This is a genomic window from Butyricicoccus sp. AM32-19 (genome assembly GCF_003480365.1).
GTDB classification, from domain to species: domain Bacteria; phylum Bacillota; class Clostridia; order Oscillospirales; family Butyricicoccaceae; genus Agathobaculum; species Agathobaculum butyriciproducens.
Genome location: NZ_QUIX01000001.1, coordinates 16,358 through 39,759, shown reverse-complemented (window position 1 = coordinate 39,759; position 23,402 = coordinate 16,358). Strand labels below are relative to the sequence as shown.

The window sequence follows — 23,402 nt, the reverse complement described above, 5'->3', positions numbered from 1 at the left end:
AGAATACGCCAACCCGTCCGAAATAACACAAAATCCCGCCTTCTCACGCGAGAAAGCGGGATTTTTCTTTACTGTGCATTCTCCTTGCTGAACGGCAGAATGTGCATCCGATACTTATGCTTATCAACCAGCAGCGTTCTATCCGCGATCGGCATGATATCCGAAACCTTATCCGGCGGGGTGCAGATGATCGCCTGCAGACCCATTTTGCGCAGCAGACGCACGCTTTCGATGATGCGTTCGCTGTCCATCTTGTTGAATGCCTCATCGAACACGACCAGACGCACCGTGTTGCCGAAGCTGGACGTATCGCTCACGCGATACAGCTGCGCGAACGAGGCCAGAACCGCAATATAGAACGGCGTCTGCGTCTCGCCGCCCGACTTGGTGTTGAGCGTCTGCGACAGCAGCTGCTTGGAGCCGTTCTGATCGGTGGTCTCCAGATCGAACTTCAGATAGGTGCGGAAGTCGGTGTACCGCTCGATGTTCTCCTGCAGCTCACTCTGCTTGCGGGCGTTGAGCTGGGTATCGTCTGCCATGGTGATCTGGCTGAACAGCTTGTCGATCAGCGGACCGTATTTCTCCTGAAACTGTGCGGAAAACAGCGTAATATCGCCTTCCATCAGCTCCGGCGCCATAATCATGTCGTAATATTCGGCATAATCCGGATTGCGGTCCACGCGGAACTGGTAGCTGTCCGTGCCGAACTGCGCCTGCCGCAGTGCCCGATTGAGGTTCTTGACCTGATCCTGCACCTGCTCGATGCTGCTTTTCAGTCTGGACAGGAAGTCGTTCTGGAACTGCTCCATCGCACTCTCGCGTGCGGCACGGATTTTGGTGCGGTACTGCGGCAGCTCGCTTTCCTCGAGCACACGGCGTTCCGCATCGAACTCCGCATTGTCATCTGCCTCCACGTGGAACGAGCACGGCCCAAACCGCTCGACATATTCTCGGCGCGCCCGCAGGAGTGCCGCGCGGGCGTTCTCCATCTCGTTGACAACCTGTGCATGGTGGCTGCTGAAATTGCGGTACACGATATCCGGCCGGTGCAGACGCTCCAGCTCCTGCCGGTAGCGCGGCAGACCGATATCGTCGCGGTAGGTCTCCGAGAAGGTTTCCGCCAGCGTGCGCTCCATTTCGGTGCGGCTGCGGTACTGCTCGGGCAGGATTTCCTCGTCCAGCTGACGAATACGCTCCTCCAGCTTGGCCTTGTGTGCGATCTGCACCTCACGCTGACGACTCAGCGCCGCAATCTCGTCGCTGATCTCGGCGATCAGCTGCTTCTGCTGATCCAGCCACAGCAGGTCGAGATGGGAAACCTGCTCGTCGATCGCGTTGATCTCCTCCTCCAGTTCCGCGCGGTACAGAAAATCCGCCTGCCGCTGCGGTACGATATTTCGCACATAATATGGCGTCAGCATGGGCGTTTTCTGCTGAGAAACTGCCTGCCAAATGGGTTTCCTGTGCGAAATATTCTCCTGCAGACCGGCAGCTTCCTCTTCCAGACGAGAGATACGCAGCGTGAACGCATGACGGCCGATGAACGCATCCTCCATACGGTCTCTGCGGAGCGCACGCGCCACATAGCCCTGATACAGCATGCCCTCATCTGTGATAGCGGTTCGATGCCCGCGCAGCTGCTCAACCGTGTCACAGCACATCACGCGTCCGAGCAGATAATCCATGTAGGTTCGCGCAAGTGCGTTCCCAGTCTCCACCTTTTCCGCAAGACTGCCGCTCTGCGGGTCAATATGCTCACGCTCGCGCAGTGTGCCGATATCGACCAGACCGTAGGCGTTCAGGCTCTTTTCCCACTTAAGTTTGTTGTAAATACGCAAAGCCTGCTCGTAATATGCCGGTTCAACCAGAAAATAAAACTTCTGGTTGTTGAGATAGCCTTCCACAGCACCGCGCCAGCGCTCATCTTCAATTTCCAGCACATCCGCGAGAATATCTACCGCAACCAGCGTTCCCGCCTGCTGCTCCAGTTCCTCCGCCAGCTTGGCACGGAACAGCAGCAGTCCACGCGGATAATCCTTGATATTCCTGCGCAGATTGGCAAGCGCAGTCTGCTTTTCGGTCAGCTGCTGCTGCAGCTCTGCAACCTTATCGCCAAGCTGATGTGCCGCCTTCGCCAGCGCGTCCGACAGGGCCGCTGCCGCCTGCCGGGCGTCCTCGAATACGGTCTGCTCCTGCGAGAAGATTGCGCATTCGCCGCTCGACAGCCGTGCGTAGGTACGCTTCACCTGCTCTGCCGCCTGCTGCACCGGAACAAGCACCTCCTCGGCGTCCCATGCAAGCGCGGTCTCGCACAGGTGCGTCAGCCGCAGCGCCTCCCGCTTGATCTCAAGTGCGTCGCGCTCCATCTCCTGCACCAGCTTACTCTGCTCGGTCAGCAGCGACTGCTTCTGGTTGCCCAGCCGCTCGCGCTCCTGATAGGTGTCGCTCTGTGCATAATCGCGATCCAGCTGACGGCGGCGTTCCTCCTTCGCCTGCACCTGCCCGGCCAAATCCTCAATCGCGGTGTCCGCCGCGGTCAGCTCGGACAGACAGTTTCGCTTTTCCTGCTCGCGGCTGTCGATCCGCGCCTGCATGTCCTCCTTCTGCGCCCACTGCACAAGGAAGGACTGCACGCGCCAGCGGTCCACCGAGCGCGTCATTTCGCGGTACAGAGTGCTGATCTCCTGCAGCGCGGTCAGCTTTTCCTCCTGCTGCTGCGCCAGCTGCTCGTGCCGCTTGTAGTTGCGGATGTTCTGCTGCATGGCTTCGATATCCGGCTTATCCGGAATATCGCAGATATTTTCGGTGATAAACTGCTGAATATCCACGATTGGGCGGAACGACACCGCCTTTTTCATCATGCGGAGCACCTGCTCATTGTGCACGTTCCACCGCGAGAGCATATTGCGGCGGTACTCCCACTGGGTATCGTACACCTCGGCGCGAGAGAAATTCTGCTTGAGGAATTTGCGCAGATCGTGAATATCCATCGCCTCGCCGTCCTCGACAAAGCAGTTTTCCGGCAGTTTTCCGACATAGATAAAGAAATGATCGTGCTTGCTGCCGTCACTGCGGCAATCGAACATCACGCCGCACACGAAACTATTGTGCTCCACATCGTCCTCAAATTCACAGACAATATAGGTCGAAAAGTCCTTGCCTCGGCGGGAATACGGGTTATTCTCGTCCATGTCGGCACGCAGATAGCCGTCCAGCGTGCGCTGTGAGCGCTCATTCGCCGCCAGATTGAAGTTGCGCGCATTGGTCTCACCCAGGAGAACGATCTGCAGCGCGTCAATCACCGTGGACTTGCCTGCGCCGTTTTTACCGGTCAGAAAGTTCACGTCGCCGACCTCGATGATCTCCTTGCTGAAATACAGCCAGTTAATCAGCAGAATCTTCTTCAGTTTCTTCATCGGCGTTCTCCTCCTTTCGCAGCACGGCTGCGACCTCATTCAATCGTTCGCTCGAAACGGCAGTCTGAATGGTCGGCAGGATGGCAAATCTGCAGTCAGCCTGATTAAATTTTCCCTCGATGCGCTGCAGGATCGAGTGGTTTTCAAACACGGTCAGCGCCCGCTTGACCTCCTCCATATTCGGCTTGGCCGGCAGGATGGCGTAGTCGGTCACGATCTTTTCGAGCACCTCTCGCACGCTGCAGAGCGCATCCTGCTCGAGTCCCAGTCGCTCCTGGCTTTCGTCGTACAGCATGCGCAGGGCGAGCAGAATCGCGGTCTCGCGCTTGGACAGGATGCACCGGTTGGCTTCATCTGTGTTCAGCACATAAAAGTAGCCGTTTATGTCGTCGCGCCGCAAATCCCAGTCAAGCAGGCTGAGATACTCGCGCACGGACTCATAATGAATGGACAAAAAGGTGTAGTCCGGGTTGCTCACCCGTCCCCTGCCCGGACGGTACAGCGTGCGCACCACATAGGTGCGGCTGAGCAGCTGATTGCACACCGCTTTGAACTGCTCCAGCTCCTTTGCGGTAGCGGTATTCAGAAATTCCAAATTCATTCGTTGTTCTCCTTCCGGCTGATCTGCAGCTTCGGAATAGCATAGCCGTTTTCCCGGCGTTCGCCGTCCAGCTCCTGCACCGTGAAATCCGCCGAGCGGTCGCCGCCGGTCAGCACCGCCAGCAGGCTCATCACATAGTCCTTATCATTCTTGAGCGGAATATCCTCCGAGCGGCACACATCGCTTTCACCGAGCCAGCCCTGCACATACGCCGCGATGGCGCCGCGGCCATACTCCGAGCGCAAAAGTGCAGCCGCCTTTGCGGCGGCTGCCGTATCCGCTTCGATTTCCTGCACGAGCACAGGCGCGGCTTTTGTCCGCTTGCCCGGACGCTTGCGGTACCACAGGCTGCTCTCGGACAGGCAAGTCTGCTCGTACAGCCGGAATACCGGCTGAATCGTGTCCACCAGATCGGCGGCTCGCCGGTTGCGCGACAGCGCGTTCAGCACCGTGTGCAGGTTGCCGCGGATATTCTGATCTCGGTTGGTCAGGTTTTCGATCTTCTGCGTAGCCGCACGCGTGTAGCGGCGCACCTGTGCATCGATCTCATCCAGATAATCGCGTTCGAGATTGTCGTAGCATTCCTGTATCCAGTAAATTTTGCGAAGAAGATCGGCGCGGCAGTTCTCCGGCGTGTCACCTCGGCGGTCAGCCAAAGCGGCATTCGCCATGGCGATGAGCAGTTCATCGTTCTCCGCCCAGTCGTTTAATACATTCTGGATGGAAATGCGGTATTTCGGCACGGAATCCTTGATCTTGAGCGGACGGATGTACGCCTCCATCACCTTCTGCCCGAAATCATCAAAGTGCGATGCGAGCACTTCCCCGACATTGTGCATGTCGATCTGCATCTGGAAATAATGCTTGACGTTATGATACACCATCTGCAGCAGGTTGATGAGCGCGCGCGTGTTGTCATATGCGCCGTAGACAGCAGCCATTTTGTCATACACGCTGTCCGACTCATGCGCGACCTTGAGCGTGGAATAGGTGCCGAACACATACGAATAGCCGCGTGCAGGCGTGTCCTCGCGCAGCGCGTGGAACAGCTCGAGCAGACGGCTGCTGCAGCCCGGAACCGTAATGTATTCCCGAAAATCTGTGCCGCGCTCCTTTTCAAACCAGCCCTTGCTGCCCAGCTTGCGGATGAGGAAACGGGCACGGCCGGAAATATCGCGCAGCTCATCCTCGTCGATGTCCTCGCCCTCGAAGGTAGCCTCGGCCAGCTGCTGCTCGAGACGGCTCCGCAGCATGGAATACAGCATGTCCTCGGGCAGCTTCAGCTTTTCGCGGTACGCCGTGTACAGTACATCGAGCGCATCCGCGTACAGCACACGGTTCGGTGACGCCAGCGGTGAAAACAGCTCGTCCGGCACGGCTTCAAAAAATTTCATGTCCTCTATCCTCCTCTGCGGCGCAAAACGATAGATTCGGCACGCAAATTGCTTTTCTATACAAAAATATTATACAATTTTCGAGGAAAAATTACAATGATGAAATCCGTTTCCCGCGTATTGCGCCGCTGTCCGCCGCATGATAAGATAATGCCGCAGCTCTCATGCAAGGAGAATCATCGTTTCATGGCACAGACCAAACACAAGGGCGGTCTGGCGGACAAGCTGATTTTATTCGCGCTGCAGCTTGGTGTGGCCGGTGTGCCGATTGCGACCGTTATCTCCAATGTGCTGAGCGCAGGCATGGTTCTCACTCACCTTGCCCGCCGGAATGACGATTTTGCGTTACAATTAAGGCAACACCCGACAGGAATATCCTATCGGGTGTTTTTCTATGTCTAAGAGAGATTTTATCGCGGGTTTGGTGCTGAACACGCGGATATCCATCCGTTCACCTTTCGGGGCAACGCGCCAAGTCTGAGACGCACCCTTCTTCTCAACGGCAGCACTGCGAATCAGCTTGTCTACGTTCTTTTCTCCGAAAGTCATGGTAAATTTTCCTCTGCCGTTCCCTATATGGAAGCGGTCGCCGGTCTCTGACCTGCGGACTAAGAAATAAAGGAACCGGGATTCACAAGGGCGGAAACCTTGGTGTCCACCCTTGTGCCCTGCCGGGCAGGCAAGAGACCGCGATACCTTATCGCATAATAAGATACACCGTATAGACAGCATACATTGCCACCATGGCGATACCCGGTACACGTCCGAGCTTGCCCTTGCGCGCCGGCAGATAAAATACCGCGCTGATGGCAATCAGGAACAGGCAGTCAACGATAGAGGTCGCCTGCACCGGAATCGGCGTGATAACCGACGAAACGCCGAGAATCAGGAAAACATTAAACAGGTTCGAGCCGATAACATTGCCCATTGCAATGTCGTTCTGTCCCTTGCGTGCAGCCACGATAGAAGTGACCAGCTCAGGCAGGCTGGTGCCCATGGCCACAATGGTCAGACCGATGAGCGTTTCACTCAGGCCGAACATACGCGCAATGCCGGTCGCGCCGTTTACGGCCAGCTGACCGCCGATCACGATGCACGCCAGACCGAGCAGGATATTCACCCAGATCATCGCAGTGGACATGGGTGCTTCCGCTGCCTCGGCCTCAGCTTCTGCTGCTGCGGCAGCAAGCTGCTCGCGGTTCTGCAGTGCGGTGCGGATCTGGTGCGTCAGAATGAATGCGAATATAATCAGCAGTACAACGCCTTCCCAACGGGCGATGGTCAGGTCGGGTGCGATGGCGCCCAACAGCAGCACAGATGCGAGAATGGACAGCGGCCAGTCACGGCGGAGCAGCGTTTTATCCATCACAAGCGGACAGACAGCGGCGGACAGACCGGCCACCACCAGCAGATTAAAAATGTTCGAGCCGACAACATTGCCGACCGCAATCTCGTTTGCACCGCGCAGGGCTGCGGTGACACTGACCGCCAGCTCCGGCATGGACGTGCCGAACGCAACGATGGTCAGACCGATCAGCAGCGGTGATACGCCCAGCTTGCGCGCCAGTGCGGATGCACCCGCAACAAACTTATCCGCACCCCAGATCATAAGTGCAAAGCCGATCACCAGAAATACAAATGACAGCATACAGTTTCCTCCTTCGTTTCCGGAAAATCCCGGGCAGCACCGCACCTTCACGGCAATGCCCTTGTCCCCAACAGTGTACATGCTTACGAGGGAGTTTTCGCTCGATTTCCGGCTGCAGCGCACAAAAAAAGACTTTTACCGCATACTGCGGTAAAAGTCTTGCTGCTTACGGCTCGGTACGGATTGACTTTTCGTCAATCGGGCTTGTCGGCACCGACCACGCGCTCTTGCGTGAGCTACTCCCTTTTACAGTAACTATCATATGGGAAAAAAAGCGATTAGTCAAGCCGAACTTGTGGAAATGTACACAATCTTTACGGGACAACCCCTTATAGCAGTTCAGACAAATACTGCAACAAGTGCGCGCATACAGCACGCAAATAGCATCGTCAATTTCATTCGCCATGCGCCCAGCATGGCTTCATAAAATTTCCTTGCTCTTTGCGCGCTTTATACGCTACTTTTGCCGCATTATTTATCTAAACTGCTATAATTCACGAAAAAATCTTTACAAGTCCCTCGTGAACCTATATACTATAAGGTACTGAAATTTTGAACAATCTGAAAGTGAAGGAGCATTTTCATGCTGGAATTTGAGGAATACAAGGTCAAGCTGAACAACCTCAAGCCCGAGCTTGAGGAGCTGTACACCTCGCTCGGTCTGGAGCAGGCGAAGCGTGAGGTAGAGGAGCTGGAGATCAAGTCCTCTCAGCCGGGTTTCTGGGATAATCCGGAGGAGAGCCAGAAGATCGTCTCCCGCATGGGCTCGCTCAAGGGCAAGGTTGAAGCGTACAACAAGATGACCGAGCTGTGCGATGACCTGCTCACCATCTGCGAAATGGCGATCGAAGAAAACGACGAATCCATGCTTGAGGAGCTGGAAAGCGGCTACAAGGAGCTGGAAGACGGCATTGCCGAGCAGAAGCTGCGCACGCTGCTGACCGGCGAGTACGACAGCCACAACGCACTCGTATCCTTCCACGCCGGTGCCGGCGGCACTGAGGCACAGGACTGGTGCGCGATGCTGTACCGCATGTACACCCGCTGGGCAGAGCGTCACGGCTTTACCTATAAGATCATGGACTACCAGGATGGCGATACCGCGGGTATCAAGTCCGCCGATATTCTCATTGAGGGCGAAAACGCCTACGGCTTCCTCAAGGGTGAAAACGGCGTACACCGTCTGGTCCGTATCTCTCCGTTTGATGCATCCGGCCGCCGTCAGACCTCGTTCTCGGCGGTAGAGGTCGTTCCGGATATTCCGGATACCTCCACGGACTTTGAGATCAAGCCGGATGATTACGAAATGCAGGTTTACCGTTCGTCCGGTGCAGGCGGTCAGCACATCAATAAGACTTCGTCTGCGGTTCGACTGATTCACAAGGCGACCGGCATTGTTGTAGCCTGCCAGACCGAGCGAAGCCAGCTGCAGAACAAGGAAAACTGCCTGCGCATGCTGCGTTCCAAGCTGGTTGAGATCAAGGAGCGCGAGCATCTTGAGAAAATCTCGGACATCAAGGGCGTTCAGCAGAAGATTGAATGGGGCAGCCAGATTCGCTCCTACGTTTTCATGCCGTATACGCTCGCCAAGGATACGCGTACCGGCTTTGAAAATGCCAATATCAACGCTGTAATGGATGGCGATATTGACGGTTTTATCAACGCATACCTGTCTGCACTCGCTACCGGCGTGTGGGAAGGCAGCAAGGGCGGCAGCATGTAATTTGCCGCCCTTCGCGTTACCGCCGTACCCACGGCGGTGGGCACAAGGATGGACACCAAGGTTTCCACCCTTGTGAATCCCGTTTCCTTTGTTTCTTAGTCTGGCGCAGATCAGAAACCGGCGACCGCTTCGAAAAAGAGGAACGACAGAGGATTTTTCCTCTCATAAGGACGGACCTATTTCGGGTCCGTCCTTTTCTTTTACCTATTCGCAGTTCGGTTACCCTACTGCTACACATATCGGCTACTCTGCGCAGGCGCGACACAAGGTGAATTGCCCGAAGGGCAAGAGAGGGTCCCCTGGGGGATGACAGTGTCGCGCAATTCGTTAGCTTGGAAATTACAGACAGCACCTGCGAAGATAAATTGTGCCAAACAGACAGATTCGCAGGTGCCTTCCGGTATAACGTGCCCAAAAATTGCGCGACACGGTTATGTCGCGCCTGCGTAGATGAAACCGTATGCGTAGCAGTACGCTATCTGACACTGCGAATAGGTCGAGACATGGGAGCACACTGTGCTCCCCTACGGTAGAAAAAATCCTCTGCCGTTCCCCCATAGTCTCAGCTCTCTGGCAGGCAGACGCTAAGAGGAAACGGGGAGATTCACAAGAGGGGTGGAAACCTTGGTGTCCATCCCTCTTGTGCGCCCGCGCGGCGTCAGCGCACGTTCCCGCGCTCCGCAGAGCGCAACTCCCCCGCTTGATATAAGCAAAAAACTCCCCGCCCGTTAGGAACGAACACGCTCACGCAGTTCGTGCTCCCCGCCCAGCCGGTGCTGAAAAGGTTCCACCCGGAAAATCCCGCTTGCTGAAATTTCCATTTTGACAAATCCCGCGCATTCCGCGTGATACAATAACACTCCGCGGCACCGGCATGGAACCATTCGATTATCCACAAGTCTGTGGATAAATCCGTGCAAAATCACGCCGCAACGGAGGAGTTTTTACGCAGACAGCAGTTTTCACCGCAGCGGCTAAAACAAACGCGCTTCCGCTGCGATTTTACCCGTTACGCAACAATATCGCGCTGTGCACGCTCGGTGCAGACGAACGGCCGCTGACCGGTCACGATGAAGTCACCTCGGTGGACCGCAGTCTGGTGCTGAGCAGCACCGCCGTCCATCTCGGTGAGCACGGCAGCATCCACGACCTCGCTGAAAGCGAAATCTACCGCTGGGCCAACGTGCGCGGCTACGTTGCACTGCACCGCACCCAGCCCATCTATCTGAGCGAGAACCGCTGCATGATGCACCTGCGGCTGACCGGCGTGCGGCTCGGCATGGAGCAGGTGGTAGTCTACACCCGGCTTTCCGGCGGCATGGCGCGTGTAGACCGCCTGTGGCATCCCCTGTCCGAACGGGAAAACGACCCATCCGCCGCCGTGTTTGCCGCCACAGCCGCCGCTTTAACGGCTTTATAATATCAGCAATTTGCTTATTCACAAAAAATTTATTTATATTCTGTCCACTTTATGCTATAATACTATCGTATATGTAACAAATGGGGCTATTGCGCCCTTTTGAAAGGCTGAAGAAAAGTAATGGCTAATTTTTTGACCAAAATTTTCGGCACGCACTCGTCGCACGAGCTGAAAAAGATCTACCCCATTGCGGATAAAGTGGACGCACTCGAAGAGCAGTTCAAAAAGCTGACCGACGACGAGCTGCGCGCCAAGACAGACGAATTCAAGCAGCGCTACCAGAACGGCGAAACGCTCGACCAGCTTTTGCCGGAGGCATTTGCCACCTGCCGTGAAGCCGCATGGCGCGTACTCGGTATGCGTCATTACCGTGTACAGGTCATCGGCGGTATCGTCCTGCATCAGGGCCGTATCGCTGAGATGAAGACCGGTGAAGGCAAGACCCTTGTGGCTACCCTTCCCGCTTATCTGAACGCACTGACCGGCAAGGGCGTACACATTGTCACCGTCAACGACTACCTCGCCAAGCGAGACAGTGAGTGGATGGGCAAGGTATACCGCTTCCTCGGTCTCAAGGTTGGCCTTGTCATTCACGAGGTCCCGCCGCAGGCCCGCAAGGCGATGTACGCCGCTGACATTACCTACGGCACGAACAACGAGTTCGGTTTCGACTACCTGCGCGACAACATGGCGATCTACAAAAATGCAATGGTTCAGCGTGACCATGCGTTCGCCATCGTCGATGAGGTTGACTCCATCCTGATTGATGAGGCGCGTACCCCGCTGATCATCTCCGGTCAGGGCGAGAAATCCTCTCAGCTGTACGAGATTGCTGACCGCTTTGCCGCTCAGCTTTCCTGCCTGCGCGTCAAGGAAGTGGATGCCAAGGAGGAGCAGGACGACATCGATGCCGATTACATCGTCGATGAAAAGGCAAAGACCGCGACGCTGACCCCCCACGGTCAGAAGCGCGCCGAGGCTTACTTTAAGGTAGAAAATCTGTCCGATCCCGCGAATACCACGCTGCAGCACCACATTAACCAGGCCATCAAGGCACGCGGCGTTATGCAGCGCGATGTAGATTACGTTGTCCGTGACGGTCAGGTCATCATTGTTGATGAGTTTACCGGCCGTCTGATGTTCGGCCGCCGCTACAACGAGGGTCTGCATCAGGCGATCGAGGCCAAGGAAGGCGTAAAGGTCGAGCACGAGAGCAAGACGCTGGCAACCATCACCTTCCAGAACTACTTCCGTCTGTACGGCAAGCTGTCCGGCATGACCGGTACCGCGCTGACCGAGGAAGAGGAATTCCGCCACACCTATCAGCTGGACGTTATCGAGATCCCGACCAACAAGCCGGTAGCCCGTAAGGACAATCCGGATGCGGTTTACAAGAACGAACGCGGCAAGATCATGGCGACCATTGCCCGCATTGAGCAGTGCCACGCAAAGGGTCAGCCGATTCTGGTCGGCACGGTTTCCATCGAAAAGTCCGAGGAACTGAGCAAGATCCTGAAGGCCAAGGGCATCAAGCACACCGTCCTGAACGCAAAGTATCACGAGCGCGAGGCAGAGATCGTTGCACAGGCCGGCAAGCCGGGCGCAGTTACCATTGCAACCAACATGGCAGGCCGAGGTACCGATATCATGCTCGGCGGCAACGCCGAGACCATGGCGCTGGATGAAATTAAGAAGTATCTCCGTCACGAGGTCGAGGACCGTGTGCAGAAGGGCGAGATGGACGAGCGCGTTGCGCACGACTACATCGATCACATGATCTACGAGGCAAACGGCCATGCCGACACCGACGATCAGGAGGTTCTGGCTATCCGTGCCAAGTTTGAGGAACTGTACAGCAAGTTCAAGACCGAGACCGACGCGGCAGCCGAAAAGGTTCGTGCGGCAGGCGGTCTGTATATCCTCGGCACCGAGCGTCACGAGTCCCGCCGAATCGACAACCAGCTGCGCGGTCGTGCCGGTCGTCAGGGCGACCCCGGCGAATCCAGCTTCTACATTTCGCTGGAGGATGACCTCATGCGTCTGTTCGGCTCCGAGCGTATCCAGAACATGATGGACACCCTCGGCATTGCCGATGATGAGCCGATCGACCAGAAGATTCTGTCCGGCGCGATCGAAAATGCCCAGAAGAAGATCGAATCCCGCAACTTCGGCGTTCGTAAGCACGTCCTTGAGTATGACGATGTGCTGAACACCCAGCGTCAGACCATCTACGCACAGCGTCTGCAGGTGCTTGAGGGCAAGGACGTTAAGGACAACATCGTCAAGATGATCGACGAGACCATCGCCCATGCGGTTCATGCCGCCATCGGCGAGCATAACCTGATTTCGACCGAGATGGTTGAACAGGCGCGCCGTCCGTTCATCGGCGTATTCCTGCGTCCGGAGGACTGCACCTTCACGCCCGAGGAGTGCGACGATCTGACCGCTGACCAGCTGACCAACATTCTGGCAGATCAGGCGCACAAGGTTTATGACGCTAAGGAGCAGGCCCTTGGCTCGCCCATCATGCGTGAGCTGGAGCGCGTTGTACTGCTCAAGAACGTAGACAGCAAGTGGATGGACCACATCGACGCTATGACCGAGCTGCGCAACGGCATCGGCCTGCGTGCATACGGTCAGTACGATCCGGTGGTCGAGTATAAGCGCGAGGGCTTTGATATGTTCGACGCGATGATCGATTCCATCCGTGAGGATACCGTCCGCATGATTTTCCTTGCACAGGTTCGCACCCGTGAGGAACCCAAGCGTGAGCAGGTAGCCAAGGAGACCGGCGCAGCAGGCGCAACCGACGGCTCCGTCAAGGCAGAGCCCAAGCGTGCCGGCAAGAAGCCGGGCCCGAATGATCCGTGCCCGTGCGGCAGCGGCAAGAAGTATAAGAAATGCTGCTACCTCAAGCCGGACGACCCGTATAAATAAAACAAAAAGGACGCAATTTTGAACAGCACCCCATTTGTTAGACAGTGTGATATACTATCTAACAGATGGGGTGATTTTAATGTCAAAAGGAGTACCGAACAAACGATACACACCAGAATTCAAGAAACTGGTGGTCGAAACGATGCTCAATGAGAAATTGAGCTACAGTAATCTGGTCAGCTATACGATTTCGGATCGACCTGTACTAAGCATGGTGACCACGATGCTGGACAAGGCGCTTGCCAAAATCCCGGACAACACAAATCTAATCCTGCACTCAGATCAATGCTGGCAGTACCAACATAGCAGTATCAACGGATGCTCTGAGAGAAAGGCATCCGGCAGAGCATGAGCCGGAAGGGCAACTGTTTAGACAACGCTGTGATTGAGAATTTTTTCGGACTGCTCAAAAAGGCAAAATCGAAGGGCTTGCCGCCTGCGGTTCACAGACAACAAGCCCTTTCGGCAGCTTGAATAATTTTTACTTTGAAAGATTGTCTAACTTTTTTGGGGCAGTTCATTTTCGTCTCTTGCTTTTTCATTTTTCTATTCTGAATACGTTAGAAACCCGGTTGCAGCTTAATGTGCAACCGGGTTTCTCGACAAACTGAGACGCGGCGCATATTGCGCCGCGTCTTTAGTAGGGGGTCGTTTTTTAATAAGAAGAAGAAAGGTTATTTTGCTGCCAGTGCGGACGAGGTGTATTCATCCATATTATCAGCGTTCAGAGTGGTCATAGAAACGTTTACAAAATTCTTGGTCGGTGCATTATCCATGAATTCCAGCTCATCGGTGGTACCATCTACCATATGACGCATCATATCAAGTGCAGTGGTTGCCTCCAGATCCGGGTCCTGATACAGATCGCAGTATTCGGTGCCTTCCTTGATCCAGTCGCTGCTGGAGGCAGAGATACCGCCAAGGATAAAGTTGGTGTTGTTCAGGCCAAGAGCCTTCATGCTCTCTACGATGCCCTGCGTCTGCATGGAGCTCTGAGTTGCTACGCCGTCAAAGCCGCCGACACCATACTTCTGGATCCAATCCTCGAAAATACTCTGTGCGAGAGTAGCCTCGTTGCGCTCTACATAGTTGACCTCGAGAATTTCAATGTCCGGGCGGTTTGCTGCGAACCAGTCCTGCAGGCCCTTCAGGCGGCCTGCGGCGTTGTCCTGACCATATGGCAGACAGATAACACAGATTTTCGCGCCATCCTTCAAGCCGGAAGACATGGATTCCGCCAGCTGAGCACCGATTGCTTCCTCAGAGCTGCCTGCGTAGCAGAAATCAAGATCCTTACTGGAATCCGAAATCTGCGGTACGATGTTGACAAAGCCAACCTTAACATCCTTCTGCTGGAACTGCATCAGCATATCCGGCACGGAGAACAGCGGCTGACAGAGAATAGCGTCAATGTTCTTCTGGGCCAGTGCTTCAGTGGCTTCAATATAGCCGGTAACGTCCGCCATACCGTTCGGGCTGGCGTTCAGTGCCTCAACCTCAAAGCCATATTCCGGACCGTGCTCAACGATTGCGTCATTCAAGCGTTTGCAGTAATCGTCACTCCATGCAGCGGAGATATAACCCAGCTTGTTGAGCTTCTCGCCGCCGTCCGCGCTGTCACCGCCGCCGGAGGAGGAGCCGCCTCGCCCGCATGCTGCCATGGCCACTGCTACACTTGCTGCCAGTAAAGTCGCCAGTAATCTCTTTTTCATTCGTTTTTCCTCCAGTCTCTTTCTCCTTTGTTCTTTTCCTATCACAAAATCCAGCGTTGCGGCTTAGCGCTTCTTCGTGGATTTCATAATCGCATTGCGGGTAAATACGTCAAGCAGTACCGCAACCAGAATAACAATACCCTTTACAACCTGCTGCCAGAATGCGTTAACGCTGCACAGGTTCATTACATTGTTGATGATACCTACAACATAGATACCAACGATGGACATGGCCACGTTGCCGATGCCGCCTGCCATGCTAGTGCCGCCGAGTACGCTGCCGATGATCGCCTCAAACTCGAAGTTTACACCGCCTGCCGGAAGACCGCTGTTGGTACGGCCTGCATACAGAATACCGGCGAAGGAGCACATCAGACCCATAATGATGTAGTTGACAAATACCTGACGCTTAACATTGATACCGGATGCGCTTGCAGCCTCCGGGTTGCCGCCGATGGCATACAGATAGCGACCGTGCGAGGTACGGGTCATGACGAACAGCATGATCGCGGTTGCGACCAGTACAACGATCAGCAGCATGGGGAAGCCGCCGACATTGCCCTGACCGAGAAATACGACCGAATCGCTGACACCGTAGACCGGTGCGCCGCCTGCCACCAGATAAGCCAGACCGCGGACGGTCATCTGCGTCGCGAGCGTTACGATGAAGGGCATAAGACCGATGTAGCTTGCGAAGTAGCCATTGATTGCGCCGATGATCATGCCGGCGGCAAAGGTAACGACCACTGCCAGCAGCGTGCTGCCGGTCTGTGCGTAGATAACAGCGAGGATAACGCTGCAGAATGCTACGTTGGAGCCTGCGGAAAGGTCAACGCCGCCGCCGATCAGCAGACGGGTCATGCCCAGTGCGATGATCGCGTATACGCCGACATTTCGCGCCACACTCATCAGGTTGGAGCCGGTGAGGAACTCCGGCGAAAGAATGGTGCCTACGATCAAGCTGAGGATCAGAATCAGCACAACGCCGAATTTACTGTACAATTCCGCAATAGACGCGCCTTTGAAGATACTCTCTTTTCCTTTTTTCATTTTTGAACCTCCGATGCCAGAGCCATGATCTTTTCCTGCGTGATACCGTCCTCTTTACTCAAACAGCCGTTGATCTGTCCTTCGCACATGACCATTACGCGGTCAGACAGGTTGATGACTTCCTCCATTTCGGACGAAACAAGAATCACGCCTACTCCTTGCTTTGCCAGATCGATAATGATGTTGTAAATCTCCCATTTTGCACCGATATCGATGCCTCGGGTCGGCTCATCGAGGATGAGCACCTTGGGATCCATCAGCAGCCATTTGCACAGGATCAGCTTCTGCTGATTGCCGCCGGACAGGAAGTTTGCCATAGTGGACAGCGAACTGGTCTTAACCGATAGACGCTTGGAAGCAGAATCTGCGATTTCGTGCTCTTTCTTTACGTCCAGGATGCCGCCCTTGGAGCGGCGGTACAGCGATGGCAGCATGATGTTCTCCTCTACCGAGCGGCAGAGCACCAGACCATCATCCTTGCGGCTTTCGGTCGCCATTACGATATCGTGCTTGATGGCATCGCGTACACAGCGGATTTTGATTTGCTGACCTTCTAAGTATATCTCGCCGGACTCATATGGATCAAGTCCGAAAATCGAACGCATGGTCTCGGTACGGCCGGCGCCAACAATACCGGCGAAGCCGAGGATTTCGCCCTTGTGCAGCTGGAAGGAGATGTCCTTTACCTTGGAACCGTTATTGAGGTTTTTGACCTCCAGCAGAACATCGCCGTAGCCGGTGTCCTTGGACGGGAACAGGTTTGTCATTTCGCGACCTACCATCATCTTGATCAGCTCAGGACGGCTGAGTTCACCGATTGGCTTAGCGCCGATGTACTGGCCGTCACGGAGAACAGTAACTTCATCTGCGATGGTGTATACCTCATCCAGTTTGTGTGTAATGATGATAATAGTGATATTTTCACGCTTGAGAGCACGGATAAAATCGTACAGCATCTCGATTTCGTTCTGAGAGATGGAGGAGGTCGGTTCGTCCATGATAACAAGCTGTGCGTTAAACGAGATCGCCTTGATGATTTCGATCATCTGAATATCTGCAGTTTTGAGCATCTTGATCTTGGTGCGGGGATTATAATTGAGTCCCCAGCGGTCAAAGATCTTCTGACAGGAATCGTACATGGTTTTCCAGTCAATCGCACCCGCTCTGGTTTTCGGATAGCGGCCGACGAATACGTTTTCCGCAATGGAAAGTTCCTTGATTGGGCTGAGTTCCTGATAGATCATCGAGATGCCCGCGTTTACCGCTTCCTTTACTGATTTGAAGTGGACTTCCTGTCCGTTAAACAGGATCGTGCCGCTGTCGGGCGGCTGCTGTCCGAACAGGATTTTCATCAATGTAGATTTGCCTGCGCCGTTTTCTCCCATTAGTGCGTGGACAGTACCCTTTTCCACTTTCAGGTTCACGCCGTCGAGGGCTTTCACACCCGGGAATGATTTCGTGATGTCCCGCATTTCCAGTATCGTGCTAATAGGAATCCCTCCAATCTTTTTTCTCTAAAAGCGCTTAGTCTGTATAAATGATCGTTCCGTCGGATTTTCGGCGGAAGTGGCAGAAAAACGTATCCCAATAAAGCTGGGCAAATTCCGGAGTATAGGTATGCGGCGTGTCTGTGATGCCGGTGAACTTTACCAGCGGAACACGTTCTGCGTTCACAAAGGTGCGGGTATGATACTTGCCGTTTTCACGGTCAATGCCACCTGTGCGATCGAGATCGTTCAGTTCACACATCATATCGAGAAAACGGTCGTTGATCGAGCCGCAGTCCAACTTGTCCTGATCGCCGATATCCTCGGCACCCATCATCAGCCATACCGGACGGATGATGCCATCCTTGCGGATAGTACGATCAGCAGCAGTACCGTCCAATCCCATATGATAAGGTGCGCCCTGTGGTCCGAAGGCTGCAAATGCAAGCGGTCGTTCCTCCATCAGTCGCTGCGTCAGCAGAGAGCCATTGGAGTGACCGGAAACGTAAACACGTTCAGAGTCAACCGGATAGGAGTTTTTAACACTGCTCAATACATAGTCAATGTATTTCACATCATCGGTTTGCGCATGGATATTCAGCGCATTCCACGAAGGAAGAGGCACGGTGTGTCCGCCGCTGATGCCGTTATCGGGAAAAGCGGAAACATAAACCAGAAGAAAACCACGCCGTTCGGCTAACTCGTGCCAACTGCTGTTTTCTGCAAACAATTCGCCGGTGCAGCTGTATCCATGAATGGCCAGTACCAACGGCAGCAGCTTTCCGGTACGGAGTGCCGTAGGTTCGTATACGAACCATTCGCGCTGTCTGTTGTCTATCTCGGCGGTGAAGCGGTGAAGTCTCATGTCCTGCCATGTTCGAGCGGGTCGGAAATCGCCGTTGCCGATGCTCAACCACCGTTTGAAGCGAAGCACAAATTCTGCCATGCGGCGGTATTTTTCATCTGCTTCGGGATTCCATCGACCGGGTTCGGTGTGCCAGATTTCCACCATCGGCAGACCGTTCGGCTGGTCAAAATACTGCTTGAGATTTTGACGATAGATATATGCCGCATCGTTGTAAAGCTGTTCGTCGCTGGCATCGGCTGCACGTTTCAGGCTGTCCAACAGAGGAGTAGCTTTGCCAATCAGCCAGGCCGGCATCGCCACATCCAGTTTGGACTTGTTTGCTTCTCGGTCAGAGCGGATGCTGCGGAGCTGTGCCATTAAATCCGGATGCAGGTCGTAGTCTCCATCCAGAGCGACAGCTGCAATCAATGCCGAGTTGAGCATGGCGTATGCTGCTGCAACGTAAGCGCCGTTTCCGAAACCCATGCAGTAGTAGGTGGCTTCGTTCATGCTGAAATACACGCGGGCAATGGATTTTTTGAAAACCGCTTCGCTATAACTGATTTCGCTTTGAACATCTTTTTTATCCCAGCCACCGGAACGGGATTCAAGTACGATCAATGCGGCATTGGTCTGCTCGGCAACCGGCTTCCAGCCGCTGTTTTCCAGATAGTCTTCGGCAGATACGTTGTCATCCGGATACAGGAAGATGCCTGCGCCCGAAATTGGATAATGCTGAGGAATATACAGAAGGAATGAACGTGCTATGCCATCTATCTCGACTTCTTGCCGGATGCTTCCGGTAAAGAAGGGCTTAGTCGGATTCTGTGAGTCAACTGCCGGATAGGAAATTGGCTCCTTATTGTCAAGAAACATATTCAGATCACCAAGGGTATATACGTTGCTGTCGATATCCAGACAATATTCACGTTTCATCGTCTTCCCTCCCGTATTTCTTTTTGATGATATAAGCATACCGGTTTCTTACCAATTTTCCAATGCGGGTATTTTTTGATTTATGGGGGTGTTTTTTCGGAGTTGGCGGAGAGACGTAAAAATCACCCCATATTTGTTCGCACAAAGAAGAACCGCCGACCGGAGGACCGATCGGCGGCAGAGAAGAGAGATGAGTCGAAAGATGCGGAGAATGATTTCAAAGTATGGTTTTGATCTTTGGATCAAAACCGGGTGCATAACGCGGCGGATCCTGTTGTGTGTCGACATCGTACAGGAATTGCAGATTAGCTGCGGCCCAAATCGGGTCATGCCGCCAGTCACCCTCTACGGCAATAGAGCCGGAGCCGAATGACTCGGCTGCGCTGCGCAGAGAGGGAGAAAGACAGGCTGCACCGTTATCCACAGCGTTGTGCATAGCTTTGCGCAAGGTGGACAAATATTGTTGGGCGTCCATCATTTCTGCGTTGTGGCCAGTGAAAATGCGTTTGCATTTATTGCCTGCGGCATCAAGAAAAGTCTCCAGAGAGCGCAGACAGCTTTCCAGTGAGTATCCGCTCAGTTGGAGCCATGCACTGTCCGGAATTTCACGGCGGTTGCTGCCAAACGAATCGGATGCAAACAGATCACCTGTGTTTTCATCTAAAACAACAACGCTGCCAGGGGTATGTCCGGGCGTAGCATAGATTTGCAGTACGGTGCCGCCGAGATCAAAGCGCATGCCGCCTTTCAAATCCTCAATATGGGTAAAGTCCAATCCGCAGTCCAGTTGCTTCATAGATTTGTCAGCATAGGGAGCATAGACCTTACATCCGTATTCAATAAATTTTTCAGCTTGTGCAATATGGTCGGGATGACCATGTGCGATGAGCAGATCGACAGGAAGACCGCCGGTAAGTGCGTGACATAGCGCCGGAAGATCACCGTCATAGTCCCAGCCGGCGTCAATCAGTGCAGCGCGTTTTTGACCTATGATGAGATACATGCGGTCGAGATCGAAATCCTCAATACGGATGAGACCGGCAACCGTATCCGACGATTCGCGCAGCAGAGAATGGCGGAATACGCCTTTGGGGCGGCAGGCAAAACGGTAGGTAAACGCAACAGTATCGCTCGGCTGCAGACCATCTGCCTGCGCAAAAGCGCGGATGGTGACGGATTCCACTCCGTCGGTATGTTTGACCGGAATCAGACCTGCTTCTCGGTGATAGACCGGACTGTTCGATGTCGGCTCGGTGCCGTCTGTTGTGTAGCGAATCACGGCATGCGGTGCCGCGCAGGAAAGATTAACATGAAGTGTGGACAGTTCGTAAGTACCTTCCGCCGGAAAAACGGACGGGATAGCGGTTTTTCCCATAACGCAAAACTCCTTTGCCGTGTTGTAGGAGAGAAAATATCGGTGCCGGTTCTCTCACTGTAACCAGTATAGCAGACTGGCAGGCAGACAGAACAGGTCGTTTTTTAGATTCACAGGGGGTATCTTTTGAACCTGCCGTAAAAATTTGAATCATGAGAAGTTTTATGGTACTTTATTATTAGAAGAAGAGAACACCCGAGCAAAGAGAGGATGGGGAATAGCCGTGTTGAGAATTATCATTGCGGATGATGAATTTGATATTGTTGAGTTATGCCGTGCGCTGATCACCTATCCCGGCGCAAAGATAGTCGGTGAAGCGTGCAATGGCATAGACCTGTTGAAAAAGATAAGAGAACTCAATCCGGATGTTGTCATTACGGATATTTGTATGCCGGGCATGACCGGACTGGAACTGATCGAACGCGCCAAACAGGAATTTCCGGCCGTAAACTTTATTGTGATGAGCGGCTACACCGAGTTCCAGTACGCGCAGACAGCACTGCGTTTCGGCGTATGGGATTACCTGCTCAAGCCGCTCAAAAAAGCCGAACTGAACCGAGCGCTCGAAAAGCTGGATCATGAACTGGGCGATCGGGCCGAGCAGCGGCAGGAGGCAGCCCGTGTACAGAATGAACTGCAGGAGAGTATGGACATCCTGCGGGAGCAATACGTGCGTACTGTATGGGAGACCGGACATACGCCGACACGTTCCCAACGGCATGGCGGTGAGTTGTTTGTGCTGGATAACGCAAAACTGCAGTGTGTGACCTTCTGCATTGACAGCAATTTTACTGCATCGTCCGATGAGGCCGGTTCACTGGTCAATCAGGTGAGCGATACGCTCGAGCACATTCGGGCGCTTGCACAGGAGCACAGCACTCTGCTATCGGCGTTTTCTGATCATCTTGATGCCGTATGCCTGCTGTCCTATTCCGCAGAGCAGGCTGAATCCGAAAGCGAGACGCTGCTCCGTGCTATTAGACAGGAGATTCGCAGCCTGAACAGCGTCAATCATCTGATCCATTTGACCGGTGCAGCAAGTAAGCTGTTGGACGGCGATACTGAAAATATTCCGACTGCGGTAGAGCAATCGAAAACAGCGCTCAAGTGGCGTCTAGAAAAGCGGCAAAGCTCGGTACTGGTGTTCAATGAACAGACCGATGCTGCATTGCGGGAAATCGTCATGTTTTATACCGGCGAGTGGGAAAACTTGCTGAGTGATGCGGTGGAGCACATGAATACGGACAGCGCCGCTGCCCTCATTCGTCGGGTATGGAGCAAGTGGGAAAGCGAGAATATCGTACCAGGCAGCCGCTATTTTCTGCTGGAGCAGATGCTGTCCTGCCTCAATAATGCGGCAGAACAGCTGCCTCGTGATGAGCAGGCCCGGGCACCTCGGCTGCTGGAGCCGTTTGACGTACTGTGCAGCGGTTATTCCTGCGAAGAACTTGCAACACGTTTTGTGGAGCTGACAGCGCAGATGCTTGAGAACTGCCGTCAGTTTGTGCAAAATCGGGAGAATAATGTGATTCGACAGGCAAAAAACTTTGTGACACAGCATTATGCAGAGAGCATCTCTCTGGCGCAGGTAGCAAAGCATGTGTGCCTGAGCACATCGTATTTCAGCACGCTGTTCAAGACCGAGACCGGTGTTGGATTTGTCGAGTATTTGCAGCATATCCGCATTGAACAGGCGAAGAAGCTACTGAAGACCTCAAAAATGCGCATTGCAGATATTGCTGAGAAAGTAGGCTACCGCGATATCAAGTTTTTTAACAAGATTTTTGTAAAGGAAACTACGGTTACTCCGTCTGAGTACCGTAAATTCTATTCGTGAGGCTGGAAGCACCATGAAGTATTGGAAAGAGATTCGCAATCAACGAAGTGTATGGCTATTTGCGGGCGGCTTTGTGCTGTTGCTGGGTGTCATGACAGGAATGCTGTGCACGCTCGGCAGACGTGGCATTATACCAATATGCGGTATCACGACAGCTCTGCTGGCGATGACCATCAGCTATACAGCGGAACTGCGGTGTAATATTGGCAGACGACGTGCGTTGGAAAATATGCTGACAGACGGCGATCCGGATTATTTTGAACCGGAGGAAAAAGACCGTCTGCTACACATGGATGATCAGGAAATGCTTGAGCAGGTGTTTGACAAGCTGCATGAGGTATCTATTTCACGAGCGCTGAAGACCGAAGCTGAGTTGCACGCGCTGCAAAACCAAATCAATCCGCATTTCCTGTATAACACACTGGAAATCATCCGCAGCCGCGCTATGCGGCGAGGCAGCGAGGATGTAGCGGAGATGGCCGAAGCACTTGGCATGCTGTTCCGCTACTGCATTAACAGCCCGGGCGAACTGGCTACGCTGGCACAGGAATTGGACAATGTACATCACTATTTGCTCATTCAGCGGTATCGCTATGGCGATCGCTTCACCTATGAGGAGCATATCGAGAATGAAGACGTAATGGACAGCAGTCTGCCCGTTATGACACTGCAGCCGTTGGTGGAAAATGCGCTGTCACATGGTATTAACCGCCGGGTAGATGGCGGTAAGATCACCATGCGTGTGGAAAGTGTAGGAAGTCGTCTGCAAATTTCAGTAGAGGATAACGGTGTCGGTATTGCGGAAGATGAGCTACGTCGTGTGCGCAAAAGTTTGCGGGAACGCAGCGGCCCGATTGAACGCAGAGCAGACAGTTCTCGGTCAACAGGTATTGCGCTGCGCAATGTCAATCGCCGTATCCAGTTTTATTTTGGGATGCAGTACGGTGTGGATGTGGCCAGCACGCAGGATATCGGTACAACAGTTATCGTAACACTGCCGCAGATGAGGGGAAATTAAA

At 53.9% G+C, this 23,402-nt stretch carries 15 protein-coding genes; 6 read left to right on the top strand and 9 right to left on the bottom strand.

The annotated features are described in order from the left end of the window. Nucleotides 1–68: 68 nt before the first annotated feature. From DW806_RS00155 to DW806_RS00145, 3 genes are read right to left on the bottom strand one after another with little or no spacing between them, the layout of a single operon-like run. Entirely contained in the window at nt 69–3,416 is a 3,348-nt protein-coding gene (locus DW806_RS00155) for an ATP-binding protein (RefSeq protein WP_118728732.1), read from the bottom strand. Next, entirely contained in the window at nt 3,385–4,017 is a 633-nt protein-coding gene (locus tag DW806_RS00150; protein WP_118728731.1) for a DUF4194 domain-containing protein, read from the bottom strand. The genes DW806_RS00155 and DW806_RS00150 overlap by 32 nt, the downstream gene beginning before the upstream one ends. Continuing rightward, on the bottom strand, nt 4,014–5,411 hold the full coding sequence (locus DW806_RS00145) for a Wadjet anti-phage system protein JetA family protein (protein ID WP_118728730.1): 1,398 nt from the start codon (nt 5,409–5,411) through the stop codon (nt 4,014–4,016). Before DW806_RS00145 ends, DW806_RS00150 begins: the two co-directional genes overlap by 4 nt. Before the next feature lie 186 nt (nt 5,412–5,597). Here DW806_RS00145 and DW806_RS00140 point away from each other — a divergent pair, with 186 nt between their 5' ends. After that, on the top strand, nt 5,598–5,813 hold the full coding sequence (locus tag DW806_RS00140) for a hypothetical protein (protein WP_147358057.1): 216 nt from the start codon (nt 5,598–5,600) through the stop codon (nt 5,811–5,813). Nucleotides 5,814–6,108: 295 nt separating this feature from the next. On the opposite strand, the gene DW806_RS00135 is transcribed toward DW806_RS00140, so the two are convergent. Continuing rightward, a complete protein-coding gene (locus DW806_RS00135) occupies nt 6,109–7,059 on the bottom strand; it encodes a calcium/sodium antiporter (protein ID WP_119214615.1) in 951 nt (316 codons plus the stop codon). 583 nt (nt 7,060–7,642) lie between these two features. Here DW806_RS00135 and prfB point away from each other — a divergent pair. The 3 genes from prfB (at nt 7,643) to secA (ending at nt 13,139) form a co-directional block, all read left to right on the top strand. Next, on the top strand, nt 7,643–8,782 hold the full coding sequence (gene prfB, locus DW806_RS00130) for a peptide chain release factor 2 (protein ID WP_117491877.1): 1,140 nt from the start codon (nt 7,643–7,645) through the stop codon (nt 8,780–8,782). 1,084 nt (nt 8,783–9,866) lie between these two features. Further along, nucleotides 9,867–10,202 carry a hypothetical protein gene (locus DW806_RS00125; RefSeq protein ID WP_116704759.1) on the top strand — a complete coding sequence of 112 codons (336 nt, stop codon included), beginning with the start codon at nt 9,867–9,869 and terminating at the stop codon, nt 10,200–10,202. 120 nt (nt 10,203–10,322) lie between these two features. Continuing rightward, a complete protein-coding gene (secA, locus tag DW806_RS00120; RefSeq protein ID WP_118728728.1) occupies nt 10,323–13,139 on the top strand; it encodes a preprotein translocase subunit SecA in 2,817 nt (938 codons plus the stop codon). Nucleotides 13,140–13,813: 674 nt separating this feature from the next. Here the strand turns inward: secA and DW806_RS00110 are convergent. The 5 genes from DW806_RS00110 to DW806_RS00090 all read right to left on the bottom strand — a co-directional run bounded on the left by DW806_RS00110 (nt 13,814) and on the right by DW806_RS00090 (nt 20,546). Then, on the bottom strand, nt 13,814–14,851 hold the full coding sequence (locus DW806_RS00110) for a substrate-binding domain-containing protein (protein ID WP_118728727.1): 1,038 nt from the start codon (nt 14,849–14,851) through the stop codon (nt 13,814–13,816). Between the two features lie 63 nt (nt 14,852–14,914). Then, the gene (locus DW806_RS00105; protein WP_118728726.1) at nt 14,915–15,901 is read right to left on the bottom strand and encodes an ABC transporter permease; all 987 of its coding nucleotides are present in this window, start codon (nt 15,899–15,901) and stop codon (nt 14,915–14,917) included. After that, nucleotides 15,898–17,373: a sugar ABC transporter ATP-binding protein gene (locus DW806_RS00100; protein WP_118728725.1), complete on the bottom strand. Its 1,476-nt coding sequence runs from the start codon at nt 17,371–17,373 to the stop codon at nt 15,898–15,900. Before DW806_RS00100 ends, DW806_RS00105 begins: the two co-directional genes overlap by 4 nt. A 52-nt stretch (nt 17,374–17,425) precedes the next feature. Further along, nucleotides 17,426–19,171 carry a PHB depolymerase family esterase gene (locus tag DW806_RS00095; protein WP_158578245.1) on the bottom strand — a complete coding sequence of 582 codons (1,746 nt, stop codon included), beginning with the start codon at nt 19,169–19,171 and terminating at the stop codon, nt 17,426–17,428. Between the two features lie 217 nt (nt 19,172–19,388). Further along, complete coding sequence (locus DW806_RS00090) at nt 19,389–20,546, bottom strand: MBL fold metallo-hydrolase (RefSeq protein WP_118728723.1); 1,158 nt, start codon at nt 20,544–20,546, stop codon at nt 19,389–19,391. A 223-nt stretch (nt 20,547–20,769) separates the two neighbouring features. On the opposite strand from DW806_RS00090, the gene DW806_RS00085 reads away from it, so the two are divergent. After that, on the top strand, nt 20,770–22,383 hold the full coding sequence (locus DW806_RS00085; RefSeq protein WP_158578244.1) for a response regulator: 1,614 nt from the start codon (nt 20,770–20,772) through the stop codon (nt 22,381–22,383). 13 nt (nt 22,384–22,396) lie between these two features. Beyond that, complete coding sequence (locus DW806_RS00080) at nt 22,397–23,401, top strand: sensor histidine kinase (protein ID WP_118728721.1); 1,005 nt, start codon at nt 22,397–22,399, stop codon at nt 23,399–23,401. Nucleotide 23,402 lies beyond the last annotated feature (1 nt).

Bases quoted from the DNA above. Each gene is read 5' to 3' on its own strand.
- DW806_RS00155 (WP_118728732.1), bottom strand. From the start codon at position 3,416: ATGAAGAAACTGAAGAAGATTCTGCTGATTAACTGGCTGTATTTCAGC.
- DW806_RS00150 (WP_118728731.1), bottom strand. From the start codon at position 4,017: ATGAATTTGGAATTTCTGAATACCGCTACCGCAAAGGAGCTGGAGCAG.
- DW806_RS00145 (WP_118728730.1), bottom strand. From the start codon at position 5,411: ATGAAATTTTTTGAAGCCGTGCCGGACGAGCTGTTTTCACCGCTGGCG.
- DW806_RS00140 (WP_147358057.1), top strand. From the start codon at position 5,598: ATGGCACAGACCAAACACAAGGGCGGTCTGGCGGACAAGCTGATTTTA.
- DW806_RS00135 (WP_119214615.1), bottom strand. From the start codon at position 7,059: ATGCTGTCATTTGTATTTCTGGTGATCGGCTTTGCACTTATGATCTGG.
- prfB (WP_117491877.1), top strand. From the start codon at position 7,643: ATGCTGGAATTTGAGGAATACAAGGTCAAGCTGAACAACCTCAAGCCC.
- secA (WP_118728728.1), top strand. From the start codon at position 10,323: ATGGCTAATTTTTTGACCAAAATTTTCGGCACGCACTCGTCGCACGAG.
- DW806_RS00110 (WP_118728727.1), bottom strand. From the start codon at position 14,851: ATGAAAAAGAGATTACTGGCGACTTTACTGGCAGCAAGTGTAGCAGTG.
- DW806_RS00105 (WP_118728726.1), bottom strand. From the start codon at position 15,901: ATGAAAAAAGGAAAAGAGAGTATCTTCAAAGGCGCGTCTATTGCGGAA.
- DW806_RS00100 (WP_118728725.1), bottom strand. From the start codon at position 17,373: ATGCGGGACATCACGAAATCATTCCCGGGTGTGAAAGCCCTCGACGGC.
- DW806_RS00095 (WP_158578245.1), bottom strand. From the start codon at position 19,171: ATGAAACGTGAATATTGTCTGGATATCGACAGCAACGTATATACCCTT.
- DW806_RS00090 (WP_118728723.1), bottom strand. From the start codon at position 20,546: ATGGGAAAAACCGCTATCCCGTCCGTTTTTCCGGCGGAAGGTACTTAC.
- DW806_RS00080 (WP_118728721.1), top strand. From the start codon at position 22,397: ATGAAGTATTGGAAAGAGATTCGCAATCAACGAAGTGTATGGCTATTT.